The sequence below is a fragment of the Vibrio sp. genome (genome assembly GCF_050299255.1).
Lineage (GTDB): Bacteria > Pseudomonadota > Gammaproteobacteria > Enterobacterales > Vibrionaceae > Vibrio.
The window spans coordinates 1-15,262 of record NZ_JBNKVP010000079.1 but is presented as its reverse complement, the minus strand read 5'-3'; the positions used below and the strand labels follow the sequence as shown (position 1 = coordinate 15,262).

Annotated in this window: 16 protein-coding genes and 2 pseudogenes; 9 read left to right on the top strand and 9 right to left on the bottom strand. The window is 48.8% G+C overall.

Going from position 1 to position 15,262, the window contains the following annotated elements:
• The 5 genes from ACQY6F_RS15930 to ACQY6F_RS15910 all read left to right on the top strand — a co-directional run.
• Positions 1 to 702, top strand: a 702-nt coding sequence (locus ACQY6F_RS15930) for an amino acid ABC transporter permease (RefSeq protein ID WP_428775799.1), incomplete at its 5' end; no start/stop codon positions are given.
• A gap of 1 nt (position 703) precedes the next feature.
• Positions 704 to 1,801, top strand: a complete 1,098-nt coding sequence (locus ACQY6F_RS15925) for an amino acid ABC transporter permease (protein ID WP_428775797.1) — start codon at positions 704 to 706, stop codon at positions 1,799 to 1,801.
• 22 nt (positions 1,802 to 1,823) lie between these two features.
• Positions 1,824 to 2,573 (top strand): amino acid ABC transporter ATP-binding protein, encoded by a 750-nt coding sequence (locus tag ACQY6F_RS15920; protein WP_428775795.1) that lies wholly within the window; start codon positions 1,824 to 1,826, stop codon positions 2,571 to 2,573.
• Between the two features lie 200 nt (positions 2,574 to 2,773).
• Positions 2,774 to 3,436: a Bax inhibitor-1/YccA family protein gene (locus ACQY6F_RS15915; protein ID WP_428775793.1), complete on the top strand. Its 663-nt coding sequence runs from the start codon at positions 2,774 to 2,776 to the stop codon at positions 3,434 to 3,436.
• A gap of 123 nt (positions 3,437 to 3,559) precedes the next feature.
• Complete coding sequence (locus tag ACQY6F_RS15910; protein ID WP_428775791.1) at positions 3,560 to 3,889, top strand: TusE/DsrC/DsvC family sulfur relay protein; 330 nt, start codon at positions 3,560 to 3,562, stop codon at positions 3,887 to 3,889.
• Positions 3,890 to 3,897: 8 nt separating this feature from the next.
• Here the strand turns inward: ACQY6F_RS15910 and yccX are convergent, their stop codons facing one another.
• Complete coding sequence (gene yccX / locus ACQY6F_RS15905) at positions 3,898 to 4,170, bottom strand: acylphosphatase (protein WP_428775789.1); 273 nt, start codon at positions 4,168 to 4,170, stop codon at positions 3,898 to 3,900.
• Between the two features lie 322 nt (positions 4,171 to 4,492).
• Here yccX and ACQY6F_RS15900 point away from each other — a divergent pair, with 322 nt between their 5' ends.
• Positions 4,493 to 5,686 (top strand): class I SAM-dependent methyltransferase, encoded by a 1,194-nt coding sequence (locus ACQY6F_RS15900; RefSeq protein ID WP_428775803.1) that lies wholly within the window; start codon positions 4,493 to 4,495, stop codon positions 5,684 to 5,686.
• Positions 5,687 to 5,842: 156 nt separating this feature from the next.
• On the top strand, positions 5,843 to 6,817 hold the full coding sequence (locus ACQY6F_RS15895) for a DUF3080 domain-containing protein (RefSeq protein WP_428775787.1): 975 nt from the start codon (positions 5,843 to 5,845) through the stop codon (positions 6,815 to 6,817).
• Here ACQY6F_RS15895 and ACQY6F_RS15890 read toward each other — a convergent pair whose 3' ends face one another.
• Entirely contained in the window at positions 6,818 to 7,678 is an 861-nt protein-coding gene (locus tag ACQY6F_RS15890; protein ID WP_428775785.1) for a DNA ligase, read from the bottom strand.
• A gap of 420 nt (positions 7,679 to 8,098) precedes the next feature.
• On the opposite strand from ACQY6F_RS15890, the gene ACQY6F_RS15885 reads away from it, so the two are divergent.
• Positions 8,099 to 9,175 (top strand): GGDEF domain-containing protein, encoded by a 1,077-nt coding sequence (locus ACQY6F_RS15885; protein WP_428775783.1) that lies wholly within the window; start codon positions 8,099 to 8,101, stop codon positions 9,173 to 9,175.
• 75 nt (positions 9,176 to 9,250) lie between these two features.
• On the opposite strand, the gene ACQY6F_RS15880 is transcribed toward ACQY6F_RS15885, so the two are convergent.
• The 7 genes and pseudogenes from ACQY6F_RS15880 to ACQY6F_RS15850 all read right to left on the bottom strand — a co-directional run.
• Entirely contained in the window at positions 9,251 to 10,420 is a 1,170-nt protein-coding gene (locus tag ACQY6F_RS15880; RefSeq protein ID WP_428775781.1) for a tetratricopeptide repeat protein, read from the bottom strand.
• On the bottom strand, positions 10,417 to 11,037 hold the full coding sequence (locus ACQY6F_RS15875; RefSeq protein WP_428775780.1) for an energy transducer TonB: 621 nt from the start codon (positions 11,035 to 11,037) through the stop codon (positions 10,417 to 10,419). Before ACQY6F_RS15875 ends, ACQY6F_RS15880 begins: the two co-directional genes overlap by 4 nt.
• Positions 11,037 to 11,441, bottom strand: coding sequence for an ExbD/TolR family protein (locus ACQY6F_RS15870; RefSeq protein ID WP_428775778.1), 405 nt, complete (start codon positions 11,439 to 11,441; stop codon positions 11,037 to 11,039). Before ACQY6F_RS15870 ends, ACQY6F_RS15875 begins: the two co-directional genes overlap by 1 nt.
• A complete protein-coding gene (locus tag ACQY6F_RS15865; RefSeq protein WP_428775801.1) occupies positions 11,438 to 11,965 on the bottom strand; it encodes a MotA/TolQ/ExbB proton channel family protein in 528 nt (175 codons plus the stop codon). Before ACQY6F_RS15865 ends, ACQY6F_RS15870 begins: the two co-directional genes overlap by 4 nt.
• Positions 11,966 to 12,007: 42 nt before the next feature.
• Entirely contained in the window at positions 12,008 to 13,369 is a 1,362-nt protein-coding gene (locus tag ACQY6F_RS15860; RefSeq protein ID WP_428775776.1) for a MotA/TolQ/ExbB proton channel family protein, read from the bottom strand.
• A gap of 1 nt (position 13,370) precedes the next feature.
• Positions 13,371 to 14,138: a DUF3450 domain-containing protein gene (locus tag ACQY6F_RS15855; RefSeq protein WP_428775775.1), complete on the bottom strand. Its 768-nt coding sequence runs from the start codon at positions 14,136 to 14,138 to the stop codon at positions 13,371 to 13,373.
• Positions 14,139 to 14,251: 113 nt separating this feature from the next.
• Positions 14,252 to 14,664 (bottom strand): annotated as a pseudogene (locus tag ACQY6F_RS15850) (iron chelate uptake ABC transporter family permease subunit); the annotation flags it as partial.
• 178 nt (positions 14,665 to 14,842) lie between these two features.
• Between ACQY6F_RS15850 and ACQY6F_RS15845 the strand changes: the two are divergent.
• A pseudogene (locus ACQY6F_RS15845) lies at positions 14,843 to 15,204 on the top strand (ATP-binding cassette domain-containing protein); the annotation flags it as partial.
• Positions 15,205 to 15,262: the final 58 nt, after the last annotated feature.

Sequence of the window (15,262 nt, the reverse complement as noted above, 5' to 3'; positions counted from 1 at the left end):
GGTGAAGCGGTATTCCTGAACGTTCGCGGCCTGTTTATGCCAGCTCCGGTTTTTGAACCTGGCTCTGGTGTGGTGCTGATCGCACTGTTAGCAGGTATTATCGGTTCTATCGTGATAGGTATCTGGGCGAAGAATAAGCAACGTCTGACCGGTCAGCAAACTCCAATGGGACGCATCATATTGGCGTTGTGCGTTGTTCTTCCTTTAGTTGCGTATTTCATCATGGGCTCGCCTATTTCGGCGGACTACCCAGAGCTGAAAGGGTTTAACTTCAGAGGTGGCGTCAGCATTATTCCTGAATTGGCGGCACTGCTGTTAGCATTAAGTATCTACACAGCATCGTTTATTGCCGAGATTGTTCGTTCCGGTATTAACGCGGTCAGCCATGGCCAGACGGAAGCGGCGATGTCATTAGGCTTGCCGCGCTCAAAAACACTTAAGCTGGTAGTAATACCTCAGGCTCTGCGAATCATCATTCCTCCACTCACCAGCCAGTACTTGAACCTGACGAAAAACTCTTCGCTTGCAATGGCGATCGGCTATCCGGATCTGGTTTCTGTTTTTGCTGGTACAACACTCAACCAAACCGGACAGGCGATTGAAATCATCGCGATGACCATGGGCGTTTACCTGACGTTGAGTTTATTGACTTCTGCGTTAATGAACTACTACAACCGCAAAGTTGCGTTGGTGGAGAGATAATATGACTACACATCAATTTCAGCCAGATCTCCCACCTCCAGCAAATACTGTGGGCCTGGTGGGCTGGCTGCGAAAAAACTTGTTCAGTACGCCATTAAACAGCGTGATGACTCTGATATTGGGTTATCTGGCGCTGTCAGGAATATGGGCGGTATTAGACTGGGCGTTCATTCAAGCAGACTGGGTGGGCACAACTCGTGATGCCTGTAGCCGTGACGGCGCATGTTGGGTATTTATCAGTGTCCGCTGGGAGCAGTTTATGTACGGCTTCTATCCTCAGGAAGAGCTGTGGCGCCCTCGCCTATTCTACGCAACGCTGGCCATTTTTGTCGCTCTGCTTGCCTATGAAAAAACGCCAAAACGAACCTGGATATGGTTATTCTTCGTAAACATTTATCCATTCGTGATTGCCGCTCTACTTTACGGTGGTGTGTTTGGCCTGGAAGTCGTCGACACCCATAAATGGGGAGGCTTATTGGTCACACTGATCATTGCGATAGTGGGTATCGTGGTCTCATTACCAATTGGGGTGGCGCTTGCGCTTGGACGTCGTTCCGAAATGCCGATCATTCGCAGTATCTGTACCGTCTACATTGAAGCCTGGCGTGGTGTTCCACTGATTACCGTGCTGTTCATGGCATCAGTTATGTTGCCGCTGTTTCTTAGTGAAGGATCCGAAACAGACAAACTGCTTCGAGCATTGATTGGTGTGGTTATGTTCAGCGCCGCTTACATGGCAGAAGTGGTACGTGGCGGCTTACAGGCAATTCCGAAAGGTCAATATGAAGCTGCAGATGCACTTGGTCTGTCCTATTGGAAGAAAATGGGACTGATTATTTTGCCTCAGGCACTGAAGATCACCATCCCATCTATCGTGAACACCTTTATTGGCCTGTTCAAAGACACCAGTCTGGTACTGATTATCGGTATGTTCGATGTACTGGGTATCGGTCAGGCAGCGAATACCGACCCTGAGTGGTTAGGTTTCGCAACTGAAAGTTATGTATTTGTCGCGTTAGTGTTCTGGGTATTTTGTTTCAGCATGTCGAGATACTCGATATGGCTCGAAAGAAAACTTCATACCGGTCACAAACGATAATCAGTAAGCTCAAGGACGTATTATGACGCAACAACAAGATTATATGATCCAAATTCAGGACATGAATAAATGGTACGGTGAATTCCACGTACTGAAAAACATTAACCTAAACGTTCGTAAAGGTGAGCGGATCGTTATTTGTGGCCCGTCCGGTTCCGGTAAATCCACTATGATTCGTTGTATTAACCGTCTGGAAGAACATCAAAAAGGGCATATCTATGTCTCTGGCAACGAACTAACTGAAGATTTAAAAAATATCGAAGCGGTTCGGCGCGAAGTGGGCATGTGTTTCCAGCACTTCAACCTTTTCCCTCATCTGACAGTTTTAGAAAACTGTACCCTGGCACCAATCTGGGTGAAAAAGATGCCTAAGGAAGAGGCGGAAGCCGTCGCGATGAAATATCTGCAACGGGTAAAAATCCCCGATCAAGCCGATAAATACCCAGGTCAGTTGTCCGGTGGTCAGCAACAACGGGTTGCTATTGCACGTTCGCTTTGTATGAACCCTCAGGTAATGTTGTTTGATGAACCAACGTCAGCACTTGACCCGGAAATGGTTCGTGAAGTACTGGATGTTATGGTTGAGTTGGCGGAAGAAGGCATGACGATGCTGTGTGTAACGCACGAAATGGGATTTGCCAAAGAGGTCGCTGACCGGGTGATTTTCATGGATGCTGGTGAAATCATCGAAGAAAACAATCCGAAAGATTTCTTCGAGAATCCTCAGTCAGATCGTACCCAAAACTTCCTGGCGCAAATTCTGCACCATTAAGTTTGTGTTTTATGTTCAACAAGGGGCGGCTTATGCTGCCTCTTTTGTTATATTGTGTTACAACTTGAAAAACACTTAACCGGTTATTTCCACTATTATTTTCCTAAACGTATTTCTGCAATACAAATCGGGCTTGAAATTGCTATCAACAAGCCGCATTAATAGTAGAGATAAAGTAGTACAGCCTTATGAGGAACTTTATGAACAGTCCAATGTATTCTCGCACTTCTAACTACGAGAGTGCCCTGCAAACCAACAAAGTGTTACGTAATACGTACGCCCTGTTGTCCATGACCCTATTATGGTCTGCCTTAGTTGCGGGTGTCTCAATGGCGCTCAACCTGCCCCGCCCTGGCTTGATCATAATGTTGGTCGGTTTTTATGGTCTGTTGTTCCTGACAGAGAAAAACCGTAACAACAGTATGGGACTGGTATTTACATTCTTGTTTACCGGTTTCCTAGGCTATACCCTTGGTCCAATTCTGAACATGTACCTGGGCGCAGGTATGGGTGATGTAGTATTAACCGCACTTGGTGGTACTGCCTTGGCGTTTCTGGGTGCCTCTGCATACGCGCTGACCACTAAACGTGACCTGTCATTCCTGGGCGGCGTGCTGATGGCGGGCTTTGTGGTTCTGCTGGTCGGCATGGTGGCAAATATCTTCCTGCAAATGCCAATGCTTTACCTGGCAATGAGCGGCATGTTTGTGATGTTCTCTACCGGCGTGATTTTGCTGACAACTCAGCAAATTGTACGCGGTGGTGAAACCAACTATATTTCAGCGACCGTTAGTTTGTACGTTTCTATTTACAACTTGTTCATCAGCTTGCTGAGCATCTTGGGTATTATGAACGACGATTAATTAAGCAAAAGCATCTTAAAAGCCCGGCCGATGACTCGCCCGGGCTTTTTCTTTATTTGCAGTTGAGTAATAATCTTTGCTTAACTTTGGTTATCTAGCTCTCAATTGGCATTGTCAGAAATTATGTTTGAATACAAAGGTCAACAAATCGAAACCGACGCGCAAGGATATCTGCTTGATTATACCCAATGGGATGAAGGCATGATTGCGGTATTAGCGGAACAAGAAGGCATTGAACTGACCGACGCTCACCTTGAAGTCGTCATGTTCGTGCGCAACTTTTATCTGGAGTTCAATACTTCACCCGCCGTGAGAATGCTGGTTAAGGCGATGGAAAAAGCGCATGGGCCTGAAAAAGGCAACAGCAAGTATCTGTTTAAGCTTTTTAAACAAGGACCAGCTAAACAAGCAACCAAATTAGCCGGCCTGCCTAAGCCCGCCAAATGCCTTTAAATTAACGCTTACAGAATTTCAAAACCTCGATAGGTAGTAAGCGGTGCATCCTCACGGGTAACGTGATTAACAGAGGCGGTTCTGGGGCCTTGTTGCAACCAGGCTGCCATCTTGTCTATCGCGTCATCTTGACCCAGCACCATCACTTCCACATCTCCATTCGGCAGGTTCTTTGCGTAGCCATTTAGCCCCAATTGTAAGCCCTGGTGGCAGGTGTGATATCGAAAACCCACGCCCTGCACGAATCCAGTCACGGTGAACTTGACACATTTCTCATTCATTTTGTACACCTTAAACTTAGTTATTAATTGATTTTCAATGTATTAATGGTAGTCCATCACTATGGACAGAGTGTGACAACTGATTGGGATAAGAGCAAAGCAGTCATAATAACCAAACCCGCTTTGGCGCTCCTTGCATAGTATTGTAACTATAGAGCAGTTGTTAGTCTTACTTGGCGACGTATAGCCAGGTTGTGATTGCTATGACGTATCTTGTGATATGTAAATACGCAAACTGCTTTAGTCAGGCAACGCTTTCATTTGCTTTTCCCTCCCAGTTCTTCGACAATATGCGCCTTTTATGACCGAGATAACTTCGACTATGACGCCAGCAATATATTTAACCAAAGGGCGCGACAAATCAGTACGCCGCAAACACCCCTGGATCTTCTCTCGAGGTATCAGCAAAGTAGAAGGTGATCCTCAGTCTGGCGAAACGGTTGATGTATTCAGCCACGATGGTCAATGGTTGGCGAAAGCCGCCTACTCTCCCGCGTCTCAAATCAGAGCTAGGATCTGGTCATTCAAAAAGCAATCCATCGACAAGAGCTTTTTTGTCGAACGTCTGTCAAATGCCCAACTGCTACGCGACGATATTATTGCCCGTGACGGTCTGACAGGTTATCGCCTTGTCGCCGCAGAGTCGGATGGATTGCCGGGAATTACCATCGACCGTTATCAGAACTACTTTGTCTGTCAGTTGCTAAGCGCTGGCGCAGAGTACCAAAAACAGGCTTTGATTGATGCACTGGTCGAACTGTACCCCGACTGCAACATTTACGAGCGTTCAGATGTATCCGTCCGCAAAAAAGAAGGATTACCACTGCGCACCGGTGTATTGCATGGTGAGCTTCCTCCTGAATCCGTGGTCATCGAAGAGAATGGCGTTAAGATCAGCGTTGATATCCAGAAAGGTCACAAAACCGGTTTTTACCTCGACCAACGTGACAGCCGGCAACAATCTATCAAGTATGTGGCAAACAAAGAAGTACTCAACTGCTTTTCCTACACTGGTGGTTTCGGTTTGTATGCGCTTAAAGGGAACGCTAAGCGTGTGATCAATGCCGATGTCTCTCAACCGGCGCTGGATATCGCTCGTCAAAATGCAGAACTGAATGAATTTGATCTTTCAAACAAGCGAGCCGTTTTCTTAAACGCGGATGTATTCAAACTATTACGCGAATACCGAGACCAGGGCACCAAGTTCGACGTGGTGATTATGGACCCGCCTAAGTTCGCCGAGAGTAAGGCCCAGTTAAACGGTGCCTGCCGCGGATATAAAGATATCAACATGTTGGCGATGCAGATCCTGAAACCCGGCGGCACACTGCTAACCTACTCTTGCTCAGGTTTGATGGATCAGGTTCTGTTCCAGAAAATACTCGCAGATGCCGCTCTGGATGCGGGCCGCGAGGTTAAGTTTGTTGAACGGTTCGAGCAGGCGGCTGACCACCCTACCGATACCGCCTACCCTGAAGGATTCTACCTGAAAGGATTTGCTTGTAAGGTGTTGTAATTCAGTTACTAGTTCAATTATTAAACCGGGTATCACCCGGTTTTTTTGTGGGCAGATCGCATATGCTGGCTAAGCTAATAGTGACGTTAGAAAGATAAATCGGGGCAGTAACACGCTGCGTAGTCATGGAGCCTGAATGTTGTAATGAGATTTTTGATGCTTAGCCTGTTGTTATTGTGGGGTTGTGACAGCCAGAAAGCGCCGATCCCGGCAGCATTTGAACTGTATCTCTCCAGGCTTGCCAATGTTCTGGAGACTGAACCTTTACCGCTACCATCCCAGGTCAATATTGTTCTGCCAGACACGCACTCGCTCAGAGTAGAGATTGCCGACATGAGGTTAGGGCTACTGGATAGCTATGAGTTGCGTCAGTGCGGGCTATTTCATTTGATTGCTGAACGGAATTCACCATTAGGTAAAGTACAGGATCAGTTTCGTAATTTAGATTACCAGGTGAAACTTTTGCATGGTCTGGAGTATTGCCTGCAAAGCAGTAACATAAGCCAGGAACTAAATGAAAAACTCCGCCCTCTGTATGCTATTAAACAAAAGCAACTCATTGATCAACTGAGAAATTTACTCTACACCAGTGAAGCAATGCGGGCTCAGTTGTCCGGGTATCAGTGGCTACCGGTACAGTCTGGTTTCAACCAGAGAGATGTGATGACGGCACTAGATCATTTGGCGGTGCTGAGTTCAGGTTCAATCGATCAAACCACCGATTCATACAGTGTGGCTGCCTATCAGGAAGTGTTGGAAAAACAGCCTCTTATCGGACAACTTCACTTCTCTATGCTCAATGCAGTGCTGCTACTCGACCAGGCAACCAAGCAGTTAGAATCCGGTGACGCCAAATTATTCTGTGGACCGGGCCGAGACAATACCCAGGTTCAATATCTGAATAACGTATTTCAGCATTACTTTATTGAACCAATCCAATCCTATCTGGCTACACTCGATGCGGTTTACCTCCAAGTCGCGCCTTACATTGCTGACTGGCCCCAAGGCAATGGGGGCTATGTCTACCCGATTTTTCGTACCCATGGTCGATTTCGTACCGCTATCCGCCACCACGTAGAGTATTGGCAATCTCTGTTTAAACGCTGCGGGGTTAAAGTCGGAGCAAATTAATCAAGGATTATTGATGATATCCCGTTCGCGAATAAAACGTGCAAAACGGGGAACGCCATTGTGGGTACTTCCGCTGTAGCGGAAAGTCACTACCGAGCCTAACTCTGGCGGCAGGCCCCTTTGCTGATCAGTAAAACCACTGCCGATAGCAAACTCAACACCGTTACTCATTCGCACCAGTAGTGCGCCCATTTTCCCTACGTATTTGCCCTTCCCTGGCCGGTAGCCGATGACGGTAGCTTCAGCATCCTGGAATTTCTTTAGTTTGAGTAAGTCATCACTGCGGCCAGTACGATACACGCTGTCTACTTTGCGTAACATGATCCCTTCTCCATTCTGTTGGTCTATTTCGTCTAAAACTTTAAACAGCGCACGGCGGGAAGATATAGGCAACTGAGGAATGTGGCGGATATGCTCTACAGCCAACTGGGCCGTCCAGTCTGTTAAGGTTTTATAGCGTCGTTGGTAGTCCCCCTCGGCAGACGGTAAATCAAACGCCATGAAATGGATGGTTCGCCAGGCCTCAGAGTCAGGATGTTGGTCAAAGATGGTGGTTTGAACCTGATGAAATCGTCCGCGGCCTGCCCATAGTTCACCTTCTACGGCAAATTCCGGTAAGGAACGGGTAAACCATTGCGGGGCATTGATCAGGTTACCGGTTTGCGTGACAAGTTGTTTACCAGTCCAGACCGCCCGTATCCCATCTAACTTTTCGCTATACCAATACTGATTCAGATCGATGTCATCCTGATACTGGTTCGCTTTTGATACCAGAATCGGATCTTGTGGCTGGTCAGCCAGCGCTAAACATGGTGAATGAATCAGCAGTAGGGCAATGGCAACCGGGGAGAGTCGGATCATCAGGGATCTCCGCTAAACTATACGAAACGAAGTGTCATTATGCTGAATACATAGTTGTTTTCTGCCAGAGGTTGGCCGCGATTGGAGCCACGCTTAGGCAATTAACAGACGAGCGACTGCCTGATTGCATCAAAATATCGGGTGATTCCACGTCCCAGGTTCAGATTGCACCGACAAATCAGGTGACACTGCCCCATTTAGTTATCCCAAGCACAGTTTGAGCTCTAGGTATCTATATATAACTAAATATTTGACTCGTAATCACTTTTTCGAAGATCTCCATTACATTTTTGCATTATTATTTGAACCGATATCAAGATCACTTATTGAGAACAAATATTTGATCCTAGATTTAGCTTCACTAATATAGAGTTCAATTCAGGTAGTTTCATATGTGCGCATTAAAGAGGACTCCTCAGCATGGACGCTGGCGTATTTAATCCATCCAGAGAGCTTAGAGTAAACGTGTTCGGGAGGTTGAGCATGTTGCTGGCAATAATTGCTCTTTGTGCTGCGACCTACCATGCCGTGGATTTCCGCCATCCCTATCTGATCATGTTTGAAAGTGCTCTCGGTGCTTTTTCCATCTATGTCTACAATCGCACCAGACACCAAAGGATCAGCCATCGCTTGATGTATACCTACGTGTTTGTTCTGAACATGCTTGCTGCAACAGCAGTGTTTTCACTTGCGATGCCGGTTGAATTTTGCGTCTGGTTTGCGCTGTTTCCTGTGCTCAATTATCTGTTGGTAGGAAAACATCACGGCCAGCTAATTACCCTGACAACCTTTATCGTATTAATCGCTTACAACGCCAATATTATCTATAGCCAGTTTCGCACTTCGCCGGCTTATTCAGCGCAGATCTCACTACTGCTCAATGTTACCGGCCTGTATCTGGTGATTTGGCTAATGTCGCACGTTTACGAAGTGAAACGTCGCTTTTCGGAGCAGTCTTTAGAGAAACTGGCATCACGAGACGCGCTAACCGGACTCTATAACCGTCACGCTCTGGTACACCATTACTACCGACACTGTAACAGCGCCGATAAACATCCGGTCGCCATGCTCATCCTCGACCTGGATTACTTTAAAAAGGTCAACGACGAATACGGTCACCATACCGGTGATCGGGTCCTGATAGAAGCAGCAGAGCTGTTCAAGAGACTGCTGCCTCAGCATCATGTCTATCGTATCGGTGGAGAAGAGTTTTGTGTGCCACTGTTAAACACCGATTTAGATCAAGCGGTACATGTTGCTGAGTATCTGCGTGGGGAGCTGGATAGCTATCAGTTTGAATGTACTGAAGAACCTATTAACCTTACCGCCAGCATCGGTGTCAGCGAATGCCATATGGGTTGCAGCCTGGAAGATGTACTGATTACCGCGGACGCAGAGCTGTACCGAGCCAAACAGAATGGTCGCAATCAGGTAAAAGTTTGTGATATGAACAACCCGTCGCAATTAGAGCTCGTCTCTAATGCGACATCGCTATAACTCCCCTCTCCACAGCCCCCTGCGTGTTGACCGGCAGCTTTGCCAGCAGAAAGTTTGTCATTCGCAAGGAATAGCTCAATCAGACTGATTAAGCCGCATAACTCCCGACAGATAACGAATCCAGTTTTGCGCTTGCTTGTTGCCAGAGGCTTCATAGAGCGTGTTGGCTTCCGCCTGCGCCTCTTGTAACCGGTCTAATTGATACAGCGCGCGAATCTTAGCTAACCTCACCTGTTCCGTGCGATGTGCAGGGTTCAGTTTGTCAATCGCCTGCAGAACATGTTGATACTGGCCCGCTTGGATAAACTGCTGCGCTGCATTCCAGTAGTACTTGTTGTCTTGTTGCGCTGCAGTTGACCAGACTCGAGCCGCTTTTTGCCACTCTTTCGCCTGCTGCCAATACCAGGCTTGCTGCACCAAGATAGTCTGGTCAGCCGATCCTCGGTAGAGCTGTTGCAAAATCTCCGCACCCTTCTCTGGAATACCCTGCTGCGCATACAACTGGGCCTGCATTTTCAAATCCTGCTCGCTCAATATTAGCCCCGCTTGGCTGGCTAAGGACAAGGTCGCCAATGCCTTATCAGGGCGATTAACCTGCAGTTGCAGCCCGGCTAACTGACGCCACCAGTTTAGTTTCCCCGGTTCCAGCTCGATTAACGCCTCTAACGTCTTGATTGCAGGCTGCCACTGTTGCAGTTGCAGCTGCGCTCCGAGCTGCAATGAGAGTGGACGAACTTCCGGCGTAAGGTGTTTATTTCGATACTCCGCAACGGCGGCTAAAACCGGTTGCCACTGCTCTAGCTGATAATTGGCCTGGGCAATACGCAGCCAGAGCTGCGCCACTGACTGATCTTCGGGCACCGACGCGGTTAGCTGATAATAATGCTTCAGTGCTGGCTGATAGTGTTGCTGGCTAACTAACAAGTCGGCCAACATTTTTCTCGTTTGCCACTGCTGCTGATCAAGCAGCTTACTTTGCACTGCCTGGTCCAGATATTTGACGGCCCGGCTAATGTCTCCCGATTGCCAGTAGAAGACGCCCAACATACGGTCAATATAAGCGCGATCATATTCCCTATCGGTTGAAACCTTGTTTAGGAGACTAATCGCTGCTTGATACTGCTCCGAACCAGCCAAGTCGTTGGCTTTAACTATCTGAATAGCAGTGTGTTGACTAAGCTGGGCTGCATTGATTGCCATACTCACACCGACTAAAGGCAGCAACAGGTAGTTTATGAGTTTCATTGGGCCAGTTTAAACTCCACAGTAACGGTTTGATTGGGCTGCTCAACCGCTTTGCCATCTATCAGCTGCGGTTGGTACTTCCACTTTTTCACCGCATACAGTGCCGCTTTATCAAATACGCGCTTCGGTTTGGCATCAACGACTTCTATCTGCGACGGTCGCCCAGATACATCAATAGTAAAACGCAAGGTAACATACCCCTCCATTTTTCGCTTGAGCGCTTTAGCCGGGTAAGTGGGCTCCACTCTATGGATGGGCATGGCTTGTTGATCAACATTTATCTCGCCAAAGCTGGGCGCGCTGATGGTTAACGCCTCAATACCGGTATCCAGGTCCAGCGAATTGGCCGCAATCAGCGGGTTAACGGAAACCGATTGCTTCTGCTGCTCGGTCGGCGGTGATGCCTGTGGCATTTGTGGCAACTGAGGTTTCTCTGGCAACGATCTCTGCCGCCGCTGAACTTCCTGCTCCCGTTCCACCATGTACATATTTACACGAGGATTATGACGTGGCGCCTGAACCTGCTGCGCACCATCGGTGACCATCCAGGCCATCGCCAAGAATAAGCCAAACGCCAGTCCAGCTGCCAACGGCAACGCTAAAACTAGTCGAACCATTAAGGCTGCTCCGTGGCCAGGGCGATTTTTTGAATGCCGGCCCCTTTGGCTGCGTCCATCACTTTGACTACAGTGCCATTGTAGGCATGCTCATCAGCCTGTATCACCAGAGAGACGTCCTGCTTATCCAGCGAAAGGTGCTCCAGCGTAGCCTGAACACGTTCCACATCAATCAGCCGTTTGTCGATATAAATGTCGTTTGAGGCTGTGATGGCAACAAAAATCCCGGCCTGCTGCTGGCTTACCGCGTGTGCCGCTTCTGGCCGGTTTACTTCCATACCGGACTCCCGAACAAAAGAACTGGTGACGATAAAAAAGATCAGCATGATAAAGACAATATCAAGCATAGACGTCAGATCGACTTGGGCTTCTTCTTGTTTACTGTGACGACGGCCTAATCTCACTGCTGGCTCCTTAATTGTTTTTCAAGTTTTTGCTCTTTGCTCAGACAAGCCTTAACTAAACGGGCGTGAACAAACATGCCTACCAAAGCCGCCACCATGCCAGCCATGGTCGGCAACGTCGCCATGGAAATACCAGACGCCATTAATCGTGGATCGCTACTACCCTGGTTTGCCATTAAATCAAATACGGATATCATACCTGTCACCGTGCCCAGCAAGCCGAGCATGGGAAACAGCGCCACAAGTAATTTAATCAGATTAAGATGTTTGGTCAGTTCCAGCCTGGCCTGCCCCAGCCAGCCATCGCGTATGGTACGAGCATACCAGGAGTCGTGATCCTGTCGTCGTTGCCAGTTGTCCAGCCAACGTTTTTGCTGACGGGGAAAACTGAAAACCATAAACATCACCCGTTCGATGATCAACAGCCAAAACAGAGCCACAATCGCCGCCAGCCACCACAGCACTGGCCCGCCTTGCCGCATAAAAAGCAGCAGAGACTGACCCCAGTCTGTCTGGGCAAGCATATCGCTCAATAGGGTTACGCTGTCCATAACAGTCTGCCGCCGTTACGCTACAGCGCGGCCAGCAACTGGCTGCCCTTGATAGTGATCTTGCTGTTCCGCTTGTGCCGCGACCAGGCCTAATCCCTGCTTTTCCAAAATGGTGCGGATATACTCAGCCTGACTACTAAGTACATTGTGCGCCAGCAACAGTGGCATGGCGGCTACCAAGCCCAGCACGGTTGTCACCAGAGCCATGGATATGCCACCAGCCATCACCTTAGGATCGCTGTTGCCAAATTGGGTGATCACCTGGAATGTCTCTATCATACCGGTCACCGTTCCCAACAACCCGAGCATAGGCGCCAGCGCGGCAAGCAGTTTGAGCATAGACAACCCTTTTTCCAAACCGGCTTGTTCATCCACCACGGCCTCTAACAGACGTAGTTCCAGCGCCTCTGCACTGCGGGTAGTGTGTTTCTGATGCACGGCCAGAACCCGGCCAAGCGGATTGTTGCCGGGAATTTCAGGTTGCTTCAGTTGCTTGTTGATCTGGCCTTTTACCGCCAGCAAGCGCGCACCGCGTACCAGTGCGATGATTAAACCAAGCGCCAGCAGTGCCAGAATAATTTTGCCAACCACACCGCCAGCTTGTAGCCGATCACTCAGTGTGGGAGTTTGCGCCAACTGTTCCAGAATGGCGCCGCGGGACGGATCCAGTAACAGATTAACCGTTTGACCTTCACTCGCCGCTTTCACACTGGCCAGATTAGCCCCATGTTCTGGCTGGCGAGGATAAGCGCTGGCCAGCTTTGTCTTGCCGTTCCAGGCTGAATAACCATGTTCCGTCAGCAGGGCAAAGCTGCCAATCCGCGCCGCGATTACTGGCGCGGTCGTACCCTCACCATCAACAAAATCAACGGAGACAAATTCCACTTCAGATGAAGCCTGTATCTGCTCGTGAAAACCTTGCCATAAACCCCGTAGCTGATCGATCGAAGGCAGTGTTTTTGCCTGAACGATTTGGTCAATCGCGGTGTAATTCAGATGGCGGTCTACGCTGGTCAGAGATTGATCCAATTCAGTTTGTAGTGCCTTAGCGTTCTGCCGAACTACGCCAAATACTTCGCCGAGGCTACCGGTTTCCAGGCGCAATTTATCCTCGAGCGTGGCTAACCGTTCTTCGTTATCACTGAAGGTTTGCGCGAGCTGGTCAGTGGACTTTTGCAACCTATCGCGCTGCGCCAATAGCTTATCGCGCAACTGTTGTAGTTCTTTTTCACTGGCGTAAAAACCCGCTTCTCGCTGCTTATCATGTTGTTGCTGCTTCGCCTGGTCTTGCTGAGTGGCAGACAAAAGATCCTGAGCAAACGCCGTATTAGTTAGCAACGAAAGCGCCAATAAGGCAATGATTCTGAGAGATTTCATATCAATTGCCTCCCTTAACGGCGAGAGCAACCGGCAGGTTAAGCAGCTCCGGAGCAATCTGTTTTTGCGCCAGGGCAAACGCTTTGTCCAGATCAGCAAAGCTGTCTGACGGCAGCGACTGCCATCGTTTCTGCTGTTGGCTCCAGCCCCAGTAACGGGTTTGGTTAAGATTACGTGCGATTAACGACACTCGGCCCAGATGAACGATCTGAGCTTGAAGCGGCTGACCATCAACATCAATTTGCCCTGTGTAAAAATCCAGTTTGGTACCATAGTCGAGCTCTATCTGGTAAGCCTCTAAAATTCGGCGATACTTTTCAGCATCACTAACGTCAGCCTGAGGCATCAAGGCTTTTAATTTGGCCAACCGCTGTTTGCGTTGCTGCAGTTTGATCGGCAGGTCGTCAGCCAGTTGCTGTTCCAGTCCGGCCAGCATGTCGTACATTAACGGTACGATTCCCTGTCGCGTGTCCTGGATCTGCTCGATCTGTTGATTGAAGCTGTCCATTTCCGTCTGCTGACTCGCGACCATCGCCGACAGATGATCATGATAAACCTGAATATTTTTAACTTCCTGTTGCAGGGACTCAATTTCAGCTCGCAACACCGAGGTCTGCTCTGCGCTGGCATCAATGCGCTTTTGACTTTCCGCAGAAGACTTGTGAGTTTGTGCCTGAACAGCTTGCGCTTTGGACAGTGAATCTGCGGCTATTGCAGTGCAGGAGCTTACAACAAGCAACAATGCCAGGGTTATTTGGTTTCGGTTCATAATCACAATCAATATAATTTAGTAGCCCAATGAATTAGTTGATAATCACTCTCATTATCAACCGAGTCACATAGTAGCGGCTTTAACGAAAAAAGCCAAATGAGTTTAATCTGTTATCGCACCCGATTGATCACCATCAGAAACAGGAAATAACTGCCGCCGATAACCGCAACCAGCGTGCCGGCTGAAATCTGCAGCGGATGAATCAATATCTTGCCCAGCCAGTCTGCCCACAATATCAACACTGAGCCAATCACACTGGCCATTAACAACTAGGGCACCACCTGTTTTGCGCCGAGCATCGTTGCCATGTCAGGTGCGACCAAACCCACAAACGCCACCGGTCCCATAGTTGCCGTAGCCAGAGCACAAAAAATCGCAACGAGAACTAACAATCGCAACGAGAACTAACAATCGCAACGAGCACTAACAATACCACACTGGCTGTCGATGCAGACAGGCCGCGTGCCGACGCCTCCTGCTGTTCCAACCGTAGTAACGTTAGTATCCAAGGGGGCAAATACAAGCACCAACAGTGCAACCTAGATTCTCGGCAATACCCACCACACTTGCTCCAAGCCGTTTTGGGTCAGTTGCTACATAAAACTGCCGACCAGACCGAGCATTGCGCCGACCAGAATCGTCATCGTCATGCGCGGCAACTGGCCGCAGACAAACTGGAACTAATCCAGGATGTGGCGAACGCACAACCGCTACAGGTAAGCAGTGGCCGGATTCACTTTAACTACATCGGTTTCCGCTATAGCGAAGATATCCCCGTGTTCGATAAGCTCGATTTTAAGCTTGAGCCGGGAGAAAAGTGGGCATTGTCGGTCGCTCTGGCGCGGGTAAATCCAGCCTGGTCAGGCAGGAGTTACTGCGCCAGCAGATTGGCATGATCACTCAAGACACCTCACTATTGCACCGCTCCATCCGGGAAAAGTTACAGGATGAATCCTGCCAGCAGGGTTATGACGTTACGGTGGGCGAACGCGGGGTTAAGTTATCCGGTGGTCAGCGGCAACGGATTGCGATCGCCCGGGTACAAACTCCCCCGCTCCTGGTTGCTTTAACCAGGGGCTCGGTCATTTTTAAGCAGTAGAAATAATATTACTAGCCATTTC

What these genes read in the sequence shown, in the direction of transcription:
- ACQY6F_RS15895 (WP_428775787.1), top strand. Translation starts at nt 5,843, where the DNA reads ATGCTTAGCCTGTTGTTATTGTGGGGTTGTGACAGCCAGAAAGCGCCG.
- ACQY6F_RS15865 (WP_428775801.1), bottom strand. Translation starts at nt 11,965, where the DNA reads ATGCTTGCCCAGACAGACTGGGGTCAGTCTCTGCTGCTTTTTATGCGG.
- ACQY6F_RS15860 (WP_428775776.1), bottom strand. Translation starts at nt 13,369, where the DNA reads ATGAAATCTCTCAGAATCATTGCCTTATTGGCGCTTTCGTTGCTAACT.
- ACQY6F_RS15910 (WP_428775791.1), top strand. Translation starts at nt 3,560, where the DNA reads ATGTTTGAATACAAAGGTCAACAAATCGAAACCGACGCGCAAGGATAT.
- ACQY6F_RS15925 (WP_428775797.1), top strand. Translation starts at nt 704, where the DNA reads ATGACTACACATCAATTTCAGCCAGATCTCCCACCTCCAGCAAATACT.
- ACQY6F_RS15920 (WP_428775795.1), top strand. Translation starts at nt 1,824, where the DNA reads ATGACGCAACAACAAGATTATATGATCCAAATTCAGGACATGAATAAA.
- yccX (WP_428775789.1), bottom strand. Translation starts at nt 4,170, where the DNA reads ATGAATGAGAAATGTGTCAAGTTCACCGTGACTGGATTCGTGCAGGGC.
- ACQY6F_RS15885 (WP_428775783.1), top strand. Translation starts at nt 8,099, where the DNA reads ATGGACGCTGGCGTATTTAATCCATCCAGAGAGCTTAGAGTAAACGTG.
- ACQY6F_RS15875 (WP_428775780.1), bottom strand. Translation starts at nt 11,037, where the DNA reads ATGGTTCGACTAGTTTTAGCGTTGCCGTTGGCAGCTGGACTGGCGTTT.
- ACQY6F_RS15880 (WP_428775781.1), bottom strand. Translation starts at nt 10,420, where the DNA reads ATGAAACTCATAAACTACCTGTTGCTGCCTTTAGTCGGTGTGAGTATG.
- ACQY6F_RS15900 (WP_428775803.1), top strand. Translation starts at nt 4,493, where the DNA reads ATGACGCCAGCAATATATTTAACCAAAGGGCGCGACAAATCAGTACGC.
- ACQY6F_RS15855 (WP_428775775.1), bottom strand. Translation starts at nt 14,138, where the DNA reads ATGAACCGAAACCAAATAACCCTGGCATTGTTGCTTGTTGTAAGCTCC.
- ACQY6F_RS15915 (WP_428775793.1), top strand. Translation starts at nt 2,774, where the DNA reads ATGAACAGTCCAATGTATTCTCGCACTTCTAACTACGAGAGTGCCCTG.
- ACQY6F_RS15890 (WP_428775785.1), bottom strand. Translation starts at nt 7,678, where the DNA reads ATGATCCGACTCTCCCCGGTTGCCATTGCCCTACTGCTGATTCATTCA.